The organism is Myxococcales bacterium (assembly GCA_022563535.1).
In the GTDB taxonomy this organism is placed as follows: Bacteria; Myxococcota_A; UBA9160; order UBA9160; family UBA4427; genus DUBZ01.
Genome location: JADFNE010000029.1, coordinates 25188 through 39633 on the forward strand (window position 1 = coordinate 25188; position 14446 = coordinate 39633).

General features: G+C 58.1%; 12 protein-coding genes. 11 read left to right on the forward strand and 1 reads right to left on the reverse strand.

The window, feature by feature from the left end:
- Positions 1-11 precede the first annotated feature (11 nt).
- From IH881_10925 to IH881_10960, 8 genes are all read left to right on the forward strand, one after another.
- Positions 12-962 carry a bifunctional riboflavin kinase/FAD synthetase gene (locus IH881_10925; protein MCH7868199.1) on the forward strand — a complete coding sequence of 317 codons (951 nt, stop codon included), beginning with the start codon at positions 12-14 and terminating at the stop codon, positions 960-962.
- 83 nt (positions 963-1045) lie between these two features.
- Positions 1046-2116, forward strand: a complete 1071-nt coding sequence (locus IH881_10930) for a flippase-like domain-containing protein (protein MCH7868200.1) — start codon at positions 1046-1048, stop codon at positions 2114-2116.
- A 127-nt stretch (positions 2117-2243) separates the two neighbouring features.
- A complete protein-coding gene (pilB, locus tag IH881_10935) occupies positions 2244-3947 on the forward strand; it encodes a type IV-A pilus assembly ATPase PilB (protein MCH7868201.1) in 1704 nt (567 codons plus the stop codon).
- 54 nt (positions 3948-4001) lie between these two features.
- Positions 4002-5081, forward strand: a complete 1080-nt coding sequence (locus tag IH881_10940) for a type IV pilus twitching motility protein PilT (protein ID MCH7868202.1) — start codon at positions 4002-4004, stop codon at positions 5079-5081.
- A gap of 81 nt (positions 5082-5162) precedes the next feature.
- The gene (locus IH881_10945; GenBank protein MCH7868203.1) at positions 5163-6374 is read left to right on the forward strand and encodes a type II secretion system F family protein; all 1212 of its coding nucleotides are present in this window, start codon (positions 5163-5165) and stop codon (positions 6372-6374) included.
- A 20-nt stretch (positions 6375-6394) separates the two neighbouring features.
- Complete coding sequence (locus IH881_10950) at positions 6395-8152, forward strand: PAS domain S-box protein (protein ID MCH7868204.1); 1758 nt, start codon at positions 6395-6397, stop codon at positions 8150-8152.
- Positions 8149-9540, forward strand: a complete 1392-nt coding sequence (locus tag IH881_10955; GenBank protein ID MCH7868205.1) for a sigma-54-dependent Fis family transcriptional regulator — start codon at positions 8149-8151, stop codon at positions 9538-9540. The genes IH881_10950 and IH881_10955 overlap by 4 nt, the downstream gene beginning before the upstream one ends.
- A gap of 5 nt (positions 9541-9545) precedes the next feature.
- On the forward strand, positions 9546-10745 hold the full coding sequence (locus IH881_10960; protein ID MCH7868206.1) for a HAMP domain-containing protein: 1200 nt from the start codon (positions 9546-9548) through the stop codon (positions 10743-10745).
- 21 nt (positions 10746-10766) lie between these two features.
- On the opposite strand, the gene IH881_10965 is transcribed toward IH881_10960, so the two are convergent.
- Positions 10767-12128 (reverse strand): sigma-54-dependent Fis family transcriptional regulator, encoded by a 1362-nt coding sequence (locus IH881_10965; protein ID MCH7868207.1) that lies wholly within the window; start codon positions 12126-12128, stop codon positions 10767-10769.
- A gap of 329 nt (positions 12129-12457) precedes the next feature.
- On the opposite strand from IH881_10965, the gene IH881_10970 reads away from it, so the two are divergent.
- The 3 genes from IH881_10970 to IH881_10980 are packed head-to-tail and all read left to right on the forward strand — an operon-like array spanning position 12458 to position 14442.
- Positions 12458-12760 carry a helix-turn-helix domain-containing protein gene (locus IH881_10970; GenBank protein ID MCH7868208.1) on the forward strand — a complete coding sequence of 101 codons (303 nt, stop codon included), beginning with the start codon at positions 12458-12460 and terminating at the stop codon, positions 12758-12760.
- A gap of 54 nt (positions 12761-12814) precedes the next feature.
- Positions 12815-13867, forward strand: coding sequence for a type IV pilus assembly protein PilM (gene pilM / locus IH881_10975; GenBank protein ID MCH7868209.1), 1053 nt, complete (start codon positions 12815-12817; stop codon positions 13865-13867).
- Entirely contained in the window at positions 13867-14442 is a 576-nt protein-coding gene (locus IH881_10980) for a PilN domain-containing protein (GenBank protein ID MCH7868210.1), read from the forward strand. The genes pilM and IH881_10980 overlap by 1 nt, the downstream gene beginning before the upstream one ends.
- Positions 14443-14446: the final 4 nt, after the last annotated feature.

Consider the following 14446-nt stretch of genomic DNA (forward strand, 5'->3'; position numbering starts at 1 on the left):
GGAGTGTAGCATTGGAGACCGTCGCAGGAACGAACAAGCTGACCCGCGCGCTGGTTCGTCCTGTACTCACGATCGGGAATTTCGACGGGATTCACGTCGGGCATCGCGCGATCATGAAAACCGTGATCGAGCGCGCCCGGGCGCTCGGCGGAGAATCGGTCGTACTCACCTTCGATCCTCATCCGCGCAAAGTGTTGCAACCCGATCGCGCGCCGAGTTTGCTCACGACTCGCGAACAGAAGCTCGAGGCGCTCGAAGCCATCGGTATCGATGTCACCATTTTGCAACCGTTTGATCTCGAATTCGCCAAGATCTCGCCCGAAGACTTCGTGCGCAAAATCGTTTTCGAACGCATTCGACCCGTGGAAGTCTTTGTGGGGTATGACTTTCGCTTTGGGCGGGATCGGCAAGGGTCGATGGCGGCGCTCGCCGAGATCGGGGCCGGTCTCGGTATATCGGTCACGGTGATTCCCGAAGTCAGAATTGACGATCTCGATGTCAACTCTACGCGCATTCGAGAACTGCTTGCGGCCGGAGAGGTCGAAGAGGCTGAAGTGCTGCTCGGGCGCCCGTTCAGCGTTCGGAGCCTGGTTCTCGAAGGCGATCATCGGGGGCAAACCCTCGGGTTTCCCACGGCGAATCTCGCACCCGAAAACGAGATTCTGCCCGCTGTCGGAGTGTATGCGGGCGATTTTCGAGTGCTGGCAGGGCATGCTTCGGGTCGGCGAGAGGAGAGCCATCCCGCAGTCATCAACGTGGGTCGGCGGCCGACGTTCTTCGAATCGGGGCTACTGCTGGCCGAAGCACACCTGCTCGACTTCGACGGCGATCTCTACGGCCTGCCCGTGGAATTGAGTTTCCGCCATCGGTTGCGATCAGAACAGAAGTTTCCGGGACCAGAAGAGCTGAAGGTGCAGATTGCCGCTGACATCGTGTTGGCACGTCAAAAGCTCGATTTGTGATGAACCTGCGATGAACTCGAAAGAAGCGCGATTCTCATGACGATGAGGGGTCGGTGGAGTCATTAGAACCGGAACATGAGGCGGTGAGCCCAGATGCGCAATCGGGCCGCGGTTCTCCACGGGCCTGGTACGTCAACTGGAGATTTTGGCTCGGTATTGCGATCGCCGGGTTGAGCATCGGGTACGTCGCGCGCGGAATCCCGCTGAAAGACGTCTTTCAGGCGATGGGCCGCGCGAACCTTCTTCTATTGTTCGCGGTTTCGGTGCCCAGCTACCTGGTTGCCACCTGGGTTCGGGCCCTGCGCTGGCGGCATCTGGTGAACCCCGTTGCCGAGATTCCAAGGGATTCGCTGTTTCGGGCTCAGGCCCTCGGTTTCATGGTCAACAACCTGCTCCCGCTCAGGGTGGGAGAATTCGTGCGCTCGTGGTTTCTGGCGCGCCAAAACAACGTAAGTGCGACCTCAATTCTGGGCACGGTTGTCATTGAGCGCGTAATCGATGTTGTCAGCGTCTTGTTGATCGCCGCAGGGTCGCTGGCCTGGGCCGGACGCGGCGGAGAGAGCCTGCTGGCCCAGGGGGCGATGTTGTTGTTGCCGGTGGCTTGCCTGCCGGTGATGGGGTTGCTGGCCATTCGTCGATTTCCCGACCAGGTTCTTTCTATCGCCCGCTTTTTTGCCCGCCCGCTCCCCGCACGTCTCGGATCAACCTTGGAGCGACTGCTGGGAAGCTTTACCGAGGGACTGCAGTCCCTGACCCTGGGGACTCACCTCGCCTGGATCTTGTTCCATACAGTGGTGATCTGGTTGGTACTTTCGACGATTCCGATCGTGGCGGGGCTCTACGCGTTCGAATTGAACCTGGCCACCCCGGCCGAGACCCTGATGTTGTCCTGGATTCTACTCGCGGCGGTGGGCGTCGCGGTCGCGATCCCCTCCGCTCCCGGCTTCTTCGGGACCTACCAGCTCGCTTTCAGCAGCGTTCTGGAGCGCTTCGACGTGACCCGCGCCGAGGCTTTGGCGGCTGGCCTGCTGATCTGGTTCGTGTTCTGGATCACGCTAGTTGCTCTCGGGATGCTTGTGCTCCGGTCCCAACGGACCTCGCTCGGTGAACTGGCCCTCCACGCCAGTAAAGATCCCGCAACCGAAAGCCGATAATCCGTCGAGATTGCGTCGCTTTTGCGCTCGTCTGAAGCGAGGCCGAGAGCTTCGCGATTGAGTCGATCGCTTGGCGATTGGCTTCGTCGACAATTCATGCCGGCGGGACGCAAGTGGGGGAAACAGGTTGAACGAGCGGATCGGAGAGCTCCTCGTCAAGGAGAATCTGCTTTCAGCAGATCAGCTCAACAAGGCGAGGACGGGTGCGGCCGCCAAAGGCAAACGCCTCGGTGCCGAGATCACCGAGCTTGGCTTCCTCGAGGAATCAGAGCTCACAGATTTTGTCGCCAAGCAATATGGTGTGCCATCGATCAACCTCGATGAATTCCAGGTTGATCCCGAAGTTGTCCAACTCATCCCCGAGGACGTCGCCGTCAAGCACTGCGTCGTTCCGGTAAACCGTGCTGGGTCGACTTTGATTCTCGCCACGGCCGATCCCTCGAACATTTTCGCGCTCGACGACATCAAGTTCCTGACGGGTTACAACATTCAGCCGGTGGTGGCCTCGGAAGAGGCGATCAAGCGGGCGATCGAAAAGCACTACGAACAGGCCGACGTCCTCGATGAGGTGATGGCGGGCTTCGACGACTCCGACATCGACATTGTTCAGGGCGAAGAGGATATTGACGCGGGTGAGCTGGGTCGCGAAGCCGAAGATGCCCCAGTCGTCAAACTCGTAAACTTGATCCTGACTGATGCTGTCAAGCGGGTCGCGTCGGATATTCACATTGAGCCGTACGAGAAATCGTTTCGCGTTCGATATCGCATTGATGGCGTGCTCTACGAAGTCATGAAGCCGCCGCTCAAACTCAAGAACGCGCTGACGAGTCGCATCAAGATCATGTCCGAACTCGACATTGCCGAGCGACGGCTGCCCCAGGACGGGCGCATCAAACTAAAGATGGGCCGTGGCCGCGAGATGGATTTTCGTGTCTCCGTCTTGCCGACCCTGTTTGGCGAAAAGATCGTACTCCGCTTGCTCGACAAATCGAATCTGCAACTCGATATGACCAAACTCGGCTTCGAAGTCGAGCAGCTGGCCGATTTCAAGGAAGCAATCAAACAGCCCTTTGGCATGGTGTTGGTGACGGGTCCCACAGGCTCCGGCAAGACGACCACACTCTACTCTGCTTTGTCCGAACTCAACCAGGTTGGCGAGAACCTTTCGACTGCGGAAGACCCCGTTGAATTCAACCTCACCGGCATCAATCAGGTACAGATGCACGAGGATATCGGTCTCAACTTCGCCGCCGCACTTCGGTCGTTTTTGCGTCAGGACCCCGACATCATCATGGTGGGTGAGATTCGTGACTTCGAAACCGCGGAGATTGCGGTGAAGGCGGCGCTCACTGGCCACATGGTGCTTTCGACCTTGCATACCAATGACGCTCCCTCCACGGTCAATCGCCTGTTGAACATGGGCATCGAGCCCTTTCTGGTGGCTTCGTCGGTCAACTGCATCGTGGCCCAGCGGCTGGCCAGGTGCGTCTGTAGCAATTGCCGGGAGCCAGATCCCGATGTCAAAGTCGAAGATCTGATGAGGGCGGGGATGAGCGAGGACGAGGCCAAGGAGATTTCTCCGGCCAAGGGTGCCGGTTGTGCCAGCTGTTCGGACACGGGTTTCAAGGGACGAATCGCGGTCTACGAAGTCATGGTGATGACCGAAGAACTCAAAGAATTTGTACTCAACGGTGCTTCGGCGACCGAGATCAAGCGCGAGGCCATCCGGGGTGGAATGGTGACTTTGCGTCGCAGCGCATTGAACATGCTGCATAAAGATTCCATCACCCTGAGTGAAGTCTTTCGCGTTTCGACTTCGGATAATGCCTAGTTGGTTGATTGTGGTAGGTCGCAGTAGACCGTAGATAGAGGGAGTTCCAGCTTTATGGCGAACATGCATCAGCTCTTGAAGGCGATGATCGAAAAGGGTGCGAGCGATTTGCATCTCACGACCGGAACACCGCCTCAGTTGCGCATCGATGGCAAGCTCCATGCTCTCAAGATGCCGCCGCTCGCTCCCCAGGATACCAAGCAGCTCTGCTATTCGGTCTTGACCGACGCGCAGAAGCATCGATTCGAAGAGTCAAACGAGCTGGATCTCTCCTTCAGCGTCCAGCGCCTTTCTCGCTTTCGCGGCAACATTTTCGTTCAGCGCGGCAACGTCGCAGGTGCGTTTCGCGCCATCCCATTCAAAATTCTCACCTTTGAACAGTTGAACCTGCCGCCGATCGTCGCGGAATTGGCCAATCGACCTCGGGGACTGATTCTCGTCACCGGGGCCACGGGTTCGGGAAAGTCCACCACACTTGCCAGCATCATCAACAAGATCAACGAAGAGCGACACGAGCATATCATTACGATCGAAGATCCGATCGAATATCTGCACCCGCACAAGGGTTGCATTGTGAATCAGCGCGAGATTGGGGCCGATACCGAAGGTTTCAAACAGGCGCTCAAATACATTCTGCGGCAGGACCCGGACGTGGTTTTGATTGGCGAGCTGCGCGACCTCGAAACCATCGAGGCGGCGCTCACGGTTGCAGAAACCGGTCATCTTTGCTTTGCCACCCTCCACACGAACTCGGCTGTGCAGACGATCAACCGCATCGTCGACGTATTCCCGCCGTATCAGCAATCGCAGATCCGCCAGCAGCTCTCCTTCGTGCTCGAAGGGGTGATCTGTCAGACGTTGCTACCGAGAGCCAATGGTCCCGGCCGAGCGTTGGCGATCGAGGTGATGGTGCCCAATCCGGCCATTCGTCATCTGATTCGCGACGACAAGATTCATCAGATGTACTCCGCGATGCAAGTGGGGCAGGGCAAATACGGGATGCTGACCATGAATCAATCGCTGGCTTCCCTGGTACAACGTCGCTTGATCACGTTGGACACCGCGGTGGGGCGAAGTTCCGACGAGCAGGAACTCAAGCAGTTGGTCTCTCAGGGAGGCAACCCCGGTTCTTGAGAGAGATTTTCGCGTTCGGACTGCAGGATGTTCGCAATACGCACACATGATCGTTTCGTACGCGTCGGAGGAAAGTGAAAGATGCCGGTTTTTACCTGGTCAGGCCGAACACAGCAGGGCGCCAACAAGAAGGGCGTGCTGGAGGCGAGTGACAAAAACGGAGTCATGGCGCAGCTACGCGCTCAGGGCATCCTTCCGGTCAGCGTCAAAGAGAAGGCGAAGGATCTCGAGGAGATCTTTACCTTTCTGCAGCCCAAGGTTGTTACGAAGGACCTGGTGATTTTCACCCGGCAGTTCGCGGTGATGATCGACGCCGGACTTCCTCTCGTGCAGTGTCTTCAGATTCTGGGCGACAACCATGAGAATCCGACCTTCAAGCGAGTGATTGCGGCAGTGAAAATCGACGTCGAGTCGGGCCAAACCTTCGCGGAGGCCCTGGGTCATCATCCGCTAGTCTTCGACGCCCTGTTTGTCAACTTGATTGCGGCCGGCGAGGTCGGCGGCATTCTCGATACGATCATGAACCGCCTCGCAACCCAGCTCGAGAAGGCGGATAAATTGGCCCGTCAGCTGCGGGGAGCCATGGTGTATCCGGCGACGGTGAGTACGATCGCAACGGCCGTGATCGTCCTGCTGCTCGTCAAGGTCATTCCCGTGTTCGAAAAGATGTTCTCCGATTTCGGCGGGGAGCTACCCGCTCCGACAGCCATGGTGATCGCGTTTAGCGATTTTCTGCAGGCGTACATCATGTACTTTATGGCGGCCTTGTTCGTATTCGTGAGTCTATTCAAACAGGCATATCGGCGGAGCCCGGCGTTCAAGTATCAAGTCCATCGATTCAATCTGATGCTGCCGATCTTCGGTTCTATCATCAAGAAGGTGGCCGTTGCACGCTTTACCCGCACCCTGGGCACGATGATTTCGAGTGGTGTGCCGATCCTCGACGCCCTCGACATTACGGCACGAACCGCAGGCAACATGCTCATTGAAGAAGAGCTGCAAACCTGTCGCGCGTCCATTACCGAGGGAAAGACCTTGGCGGAGCCGCTTTCGGAGTCGACGATCTTTCCGTCCATGATGGTGCAGATGATGGCTGTTGGCGAAGAGACCGGTTCCATGGAGATCATGTTGACCAAGATCGCCGACTTTTATGACGACGAAGTCGACGTGGCGGTAGGTGCGCTCACATCGATGCTCGAACCCGTCATGATGGTCTTCATGGGCGGTTCAATCGGGACGATCCTCATCGCCATGTACCTCCCGATCTTCAAGATCGCAGATTCGATCAACTAGTCGCACACGTGGAAATCGCGGTGAAGCAGAGTGGCTCGGGTCTGGATCAACAGACCGAGCGGCGGCTAGTCTGGCTGATGGCGGGGCGGCTCTTTCTCGCCCTGACCAGTCTGGTGATTGCGGCCGGTCTCGATGGTATCGGCAGAGAACTCTCCAACGAAGCTCGCAACGGCATCTACTGGACCGTGACGTTCGCGTTCTTTGCGGCCGTCATTTCGGGCACTTCGTTCGAGCGAATTCGCAATCCGATTCGCTTTGCCACAACACAGATTGCCATGGATGTCGCGATCGTCAGTTTGCTCGTCCACTTCGACGGCGGGCGGGAGTCGGTTTTTACTTTTCTCTATGTGCTGGTGATCTTGTACGCTGCTTTGCTGTTCAAGAGCCTCGTCGCGATTGGCGCTGCAGGCCTGAGCGTCGTCGCCTACGGAGTGGCGCTGATTACTGCGAATGAAGGCTGGGGCCTCGGTTCGGAAGCGGCGAACAGTCAGATTCAACTGCTGCGACTCTTTGCCGTATGGGTTGTGCAGGGGGGTGCGCTTTTCGCCGTTGGTGCACTCGCGAGCCTGCTCAGCCGAGAACTGCAGCGCACGGGTGCCGCCCTCGACCAAAGCATCGGGGATCTGCGAATGCTCCGCGATATTCACCGATCGACGGTGGAGAGCATCATGAGCGGGCTGCTGACCACCGATTCTGAGGGGAAAATCAGCTCGTTCAATCCCGAAGCCGAGCGCATCACGGGATTGCGGGTCGACGAAGTTCTCGGTCGAGACCTCGAAGCGGTAATTCCGGGCGCCGCCTCGGTACTGAAGAGCTTCGGGGGAGAGTCGCCGGGGGCCCAGGCGCGCACCCGGCTGAGCTACCAGAACCGCTATGGCGAGAAGCTCCACCTCGGCCTGGCCGACAGCATCTTGCGAGGGGAAGACGGCACTGCCCAGGGGCATGTGGTGATCTTTCAGGACGTCACCGATGTCGTTGCGATGGAAGCCGATCTGACGCGATCGGAACGGCTTGCCGCAGTGGGGGAACTTTCCGCAAATATTGCCCATGAAATACGAAATCCGCTGGCATCGATTTCCGGGTCGATCCAGATCTTGATGAGTGAGAGCAACGTCGATGGCGAGTCTGCGCGGCTGATGGGCATTGTCGTGCGGGAGACCGACCGACTGGACCATCTGATTACCGACTTTCTGAGCTATGCGCGGCCCGCTCCCACCGTGAGACGGCCGGTCGAAGTCGATCGACTCTTTTCCGACCTGATCGACATGATCGAATTGACGCTCCCCGACAACATCAAGCTCAAAATAGACATCAAGCCCGGACACTGGCTCGATGCCGACGCCAATCAGTTGAGCCAGATGCTCTGGAACCTGTGTCTCAACGCACTCCAGGCGATGCCCGAAGGCGGGCAGCTCGGAATATCCGTGGGTACGTGGTACGAGGACTCGACTCAAGCGGCTCCAGCTTCTTTCCGAAAGGAATCCACGGAGGTTTCTGCTGCCGATTCAGGGGAATCGAACCAGCAGGCCGGGGCTATGGACGCGAGGGTCGGCTGGCTCGAGATCAAGATTTCGGACACCGGTTGTGGCATTTCAGACGAGATCTTGGCCGATATCTTCGAGCCCTTTTTTACCACCAAGCAGCAGGGCACCGGGTTGGGACTGTCCACCGTACATCGAATCGTAGAGAACCACGGAGGTGAGTTGCAGTTGGAGAGTCGACTGGGCGAGGGGACGGTATTCCAAATCCGATTCCCGGGAGTCGAGGTAGCTTCATGACCGCGAACGCCCGTATTCTCATCGCTGACGACGAACGCAGTATGCAGGAGTTCCTCGAGATCTTCTTTCGTCGCGAGGGATACGACGTAACTACTGCGAGTGACGTGGCCAGTGCAACCTTGTGCCTGGAGAGCGACGACTACGACGTGCTGATCAGCGACATGCAGATGCCCGACGGTTCGGGTCTGGATCTGTTGAAAGTCGTTCGTGCCTGCGGCCAGGACACGGTGACGATCATGATCACCGCTTTTGCGACAACCGACAGCGCCATTACCGCGATGAAAGAGGGCGCCTACGACTACATCACCAAGCCCTTCAAACTCGACGAAGTGCGACTGATCGTTGAAAAGGCGCTGGAGAAGAAGCTGCTCTCGACTGAGAATCAGCGATTGCGGAGCGAACTACGCGAAAGAAATAGCAAGCGCACCATCATTGGTACCAGCCCAGTGATGCAGAAGATCTTCGATTTTATCGAACAGGTCGCCAATACTCGGATCAATGTGCTGGTCAGCGGCGCCAGTGGGACCGGCAAGGAACTGGTGGCTCGGGCCATTCACGACCAAAGCGATCGATGTGACGGGCCTTTCGTTGCGATCAATTGTGGTGCGATCCCGGAGAATCTGCTCGAGAGCGAATTGTTTGGACACGTCAAGGGAGCGTTCACCGGGGCGGTGAGCAATAAAGAAGGCCTCTTCGAGACGGCGAATTCCGGCTCGTTGTTTCTCGACGAAATTGGCGAACTCTCGCCTCAACTGCAGGTCAAACTGCTTCGGGTAATTCAGGAAAAGTCGATTCGGCGGGTTGGGGGCACGAGTGATCGCAATATCAACGTGCGCGTGATCTCCGCAACGAATCGGCGACTCGATGAAGAGGTGAGCGCTGGGCGCTTTCGTGAAGATCTCTACTACCGCCTCAATGTAATGGAAATTCCGCTGCCGGGGCTGGTCGAGCGCCCAGAAGACATCCCGTTGCTCGTAGATCACTTCATTAAAAAGTTCTCCGAAGAACTCGGCCGAGAGATTCTTTCGATTGACTCGGATGCACTCGACAAACTCAAGCACTACGAGTACCCCGGCAATGTGCGAGAACTCGAGAACATCATCGAACGCGCGGTGGCGCTGAGCCGCAGCAGTACGATTACCTTGGCGTCGCTACCCGAAACCCTGCTTCGCCCAGCCGAAATCAGTTATTCCTGTCAGATTCCCACCGAGGGCGTCAACCTCGAGGACCTCGTCGACAACTACGAGCGAGCCCTGCTCACCGAAGCCATGCGCAACGCGAACGGGATCAAGAAACGTGCGGCAAAGCTTCTTGGTATCTCGTTTCGCTCGTTCCGCTATCGCTTCGAAAAGTTGGGCCTGGACCAGAACGACCGCGAGCGATCGTAGCTATCGTGTGGCCCGGTCGCCGAGTGCTGTCCGATTTCCTGGCGAGCTTGAGCCTGGTGCTGATCCTCGTTACCGGCTTGTTCGTAGTCTCCACTGGGGATATCGCCTTGGCGTGGATCACGTCGGTGATGTCCGGAAACGCTCTGGTCGCACTTCTGCTCACAGCCGGTGCGGCCTTTGCAGCGGTGGGCGGATTCTTGTTGCGCCGGCGTATCGTCGCCCCCCTGCGGAAGCTTGCGGTTGCCGCCCGCGAGATTGGAAATGGCACGCGGGGAACGCGAGTGCGAGTCGAAGGCGACGGAGAAGTCGCTGAGGTCGCGTTGGCAATCAACGAAATGACCGACGCCCTCGAGCAGCGCAGCGTCGAACTGGAAAAGGTCGTCTTCGAACTTCGAGACACCAATCGCAGCCTGCGACGCGCTCGCGACGGATTGGACCGCGCGGAACGTCTCGCGTCCGTGGGCAGCCTGGCCGCCGGTGTGGCGCACGAAGTGGGCAACCCCATGGGTGCCTTGTTGGCTTTCCTGGATCTAGCCAAGCGCGACTCAGAGCTGAGTGTCAAGACCCGCGAACATCTGAATCGGGCGAGCGAACAAGGCTCTCGGGTGCGCGAGATTCTCCGCCAGTTGCTGGATTTTTCCAGACCTCCACGCTCGGTTCCGATGCCCGTAGATCTCGCTGCGGTCGCACGTCAGACCCTGGGATTGGTTCGCGCCCAGAGTCGCTACGAAGAAGTCGAAATCGAGATGGATGATGGGGACTGCTTTGTAAAGGCAGTGGGCGACGAAAGCGTTGTGGCCCAGATCCTGTTGAACCTGATGCTCAATGCCTGCGACGCCGCCCTCGACTCGGCCCCCCCAGCCCGGGTAGTCGTCACGCTGCGCCTGGCGCCCTTCGTCGTTCGCCTAGGGGATGTCGGGGACCAGGGCGCAGCCCGAAAATCCATGGACGGTATTGAATGCGAGGTGGCTGACAGTGGTCCCGGTGTTCTCGAGGAGGATCGCGAGCGAGTCTTCGATCCGTTCTTTACTACGAAGGATCCAGGGGTGGGGACGGGTCTGGGGCTAGCCAATGCACAGAAACTTGCTGAGGAACTCGGTGGAGTGGTCGAACTCAAGCGTACCGGGCCGCTTGCGGGTGCTGCGTTCGCCTTGAGATTGCCGATCGAGTTCGCGTTGGATACCGGTGTTCGGGGTGTGGACTGAGCGGGGTGCTTGTCCGCTCGATCAGTCCCGGATCCCATAATCTTTCAACTTATACAATAAAGCGCGGTGGCTAATTTCCAGCAGCTTCGCGGCGTGAGTTCGATTGCCGTCGGTTTCGCGAAGTGCGCGTCGAATCAATTCGATCTCGAACATTCGGCGCGCTCGCCGCAGGGCATAGGACTTCGAATCTGGCTGCGTTCCCCCTGATTCGGCTTCGACGACGTTGGTTGGAAGGTGCGGGAGTCCAATGCGGTCTCCGTCAGCGAGGATTACTGAGCGCTCGATTACGTTTTGCAGTTCGCGGACGTTTCCGGGCCAACCGTAGTTGATCAGGCGCTCGAGGGCGTCGTCCGCGATGCTTCGTACTGGTTTGCCGAGGCGTTCTCGGTAGTGTGCGAGATAGTGATCGCAGAGCAGCGAAATATCTTCCTTGCGGTCGCGCAGAGCCGGGATTTCAAGTTGCATGACGTTGAGCCGGTAGTAGAGATCTTCGCGGAACGATCCCTGTTCGATGGCTGCGTTGAGATCTCGAGAAGTTGCGGCAATGACTCGCACATCGATCGAGAATGATTTGCTGTCTCCTACGGGTCGGACTTCTTCTTCTTGCAGGACGCGTAGAAGTTTTGCCTGTAGCGACTGCGGGAGCTTGGCGATTTCGTCGAGGAAGAGCGTGCCCCCTTCAGCTTCGGAGAATAGTCCGCGTCGTGCACGATTCGCTCCGGCGAAGGCCCCCTTGGTGTGGCCAAAGAGTGCGCTTTCGAGCAAATGCTCCGGAATGTCGCCGCAGCCGACGGTCACGAAGGGTGCGTCGCGACGGGAGGACTGACTGTGGATGGCCCGGGCGATGACCTCTTTTCCGGTTCCGCTTTCGCCCACCAGCAAGGCGGCGGTCTTGAAGGCCGCGGTGCGTTCAACCACCTCGAGCAATTCGATCATGACCGAGGACGCGGCGATGATGGGGCGTTCTCCCAAAGCGCGGTTGACGTCTCGTTTGAGTTGTTCTTTGTCGCGGCGCAGCCGCTCGCGTTCCCGGGCGTTGCGCAGGGTGAGGAGGACTTCTGAGGGCTGGATGGGTTTTGCGACGTAGTCGTAGGCGCCGAGTTGCATCGCCTGGGTCGCAAGATCTGCGGTTCCGCTGGTGGACATCATGACGATCGGTACGCCGGGCAGTTTGCGGGCGAGCTGGGGCAGCAAGTCGAAGCCGTCGAGCCCCGGCACGCGTACATCGCATAGAACGACGTCGATCGGGAACTCGTCGACCCGCGCGAGGGCGGCCTCTGCATGTGTTGCCGTCGCGATCAGATACCCCTCCGAAGCCAGAGTCAGCTCCAAGCTCTCGTGCAGGGCATCGTCGTTGTCGACGATCAAGATCCGATCAGGCATTGGACTCCGTTCCGCCCCGGTGAAATCTGCTCAGGAACTAGCGCGCGATGCGCTCGACGGTTCGGCCGCACAGGGGGACTGCTCCCCATTTATCGGGATGCCGAACGGGAGCCATGAGGGGAAAGCGCCGCATTCAAATTGCATGGCAATTCATCGATGTGATCTGTGACACAGATTTGCAGGCTGATGGTCAAATTCCGCTCACGAACTGCCACGGGCTTAGCCTCCACCCGCGACTCTATGCGCTTGAGCTTGCAGGACTCAAGTCGTTGAAACATGGGGCCGATACCACCGACTGTCTCGATGCGCCGGACGCAAACACGTCCTGGATGCGGTTTTGTGGAGGATCAGTGGTGCCCAGAAATAATGTACAGCGTTATCGCGAGAGCTTGATGATGAGCAAAGCCGAACTGGCTCGTAAGGCCGGACTTTCCTCATTGACGATCGATCGCATCGAAGCAGGTCGTCCCTGTCGACTGGATACGAAACGCAAAATCCTCCTCGCGCTGGGTCTTCGTGTATCGGACAAGGATCAGGTCTTTGGAATGCTGGCGATCGCCCGTGAAGAGCGAAGCGTCGAGTCGGCACCAGAGACAACTGTAACTGTAGATGACGGCCGCCCACTTCAGTAACGGACCGCGGAATCAGAGGAGCGTTTGATGGATCTGTCGATGTTCGGAATTGGGATGCCCTCGCTGATCGGCCTGGATATAGGGTCGTCAACGGTGAAGGCCATCGAGCTGAATCTAAAAGGCAAGGACACGGGATTTGAACTCATGGGTCTCGGCGTTGCGAACCTGCCGGCTGAAGCCATTGTGCAGGGCGCATTTCTGAACTCCGGCGAAATCGTCGACACCATCCGCGAGGCGATCGACATGGGTGGGTTCAAGACCCGGGACGTTGCGGTCGCGGTTTCGGGCCACTCGGTCATCGTGAAAAAGGTGAGCCTTCCGGCGATGAACCGCGAGGAGCTCGAAGACCAGATTCAATGGGAAGCTGAACAATACATTCCCTTCGACGTCAACGAAGTTCACCTCGACTTTCAGATCCTCGAAACCAGTGAAGGCGAGGGACAGATGGACGTGCTGCTCGTCGCCGCCAAGAAGGATCTGGTGGACGACTACTATCAGGTCATCGCCGAAGCCGGACTCAACCCGGTCGTGATCGATGTCGCAGCGTTCGCCGTCGAAAACGCCTTCGAACACAACTATGAAGAGCCGGGTGACGACGTAGTCGCGCTGGTGAATATTGGCGCGCAGGTGGTGAACATCAACGTGGTGGAGCAGGGGGTTCCCGCATTTACCCGTGACATTACGACCGGCGGCAATCAGTACACCGAAGAAATCCAGAAGGCCCTAGGGGTCAGCTTTGAAGAAGCCGAACGTCTCAAGCTGGGGGGACAGGGTCCGGACGCGGAACAAGATGTCGTGCCCCAGGAAGTCGAGCACGCCTTGCGGTCCGTGACTGACATCGTGATCGGTGAAATTGCGCGCTCTCTCGACTTCTATACCGCCACCGCTGCGGACAGCCGGATCTCCCAGGTTCTGCTCTCGGGTGGAGGCGCGAAGATCGTAGGACTGAGCGATGCCTTCGCCAAGCGAACGGGTCTATCGGTTGGAATCCTGGATCCCCTGGCCCGCATGCTGCCAAGCAAGGGATTCGAGCCCGAGACGTTGGCCGAATTGGCGCCGTCTCTGGGCGTCGGAGTGGGTCTCGCTACTCGGAGGATCGCGATCTAATGATCGAAATCAATCTACTACCGCATCGAGAATCGCGCCGCATCGCAGACCTGCGTCAGACCGTGGCAATTTTGTTCCTCGGCCTGGTGGTCGCCGGAGGTGCCATCTTCTTTGTGGCGCGCGATGTGAACAACGACCTCGCTCGGGCGCAAACCAACGTTCGCCAACTGGAGGCTGCGATCGAACAGTTCAAGCCCCAGCAGGCGCAGGTGGCCAAATTCAAAAAGCAGCGAAAACGGCTCGAAGACAAGATCGATGTCATCAAGGGTCTCGAGAAAGCGCGCACGGGTCCGGTCCGGTTGTTCGACGAACTGTCGAACCTGACTCCAGAGCGGCTCTGGCTGAGTTCGCTCAAGACGAAGGGTCACGAACTCACCATCGAGGGTTCGAGCCTGGACACCGGAATCGTGGCTGACTTTCTGCGCAGCATGAATCAATCCGATTATTTCACCGAAGTTGATCTGAAGAAGACCGCGGGCGGCAAGAACGTCGGTGGCGTGAAACTCGTAAAATTCAAGATCAGCGCTGACTTCATGAATTTGAAGGCGAGTGCGAGCAAGAAGGGTAAGGGGTGATTCT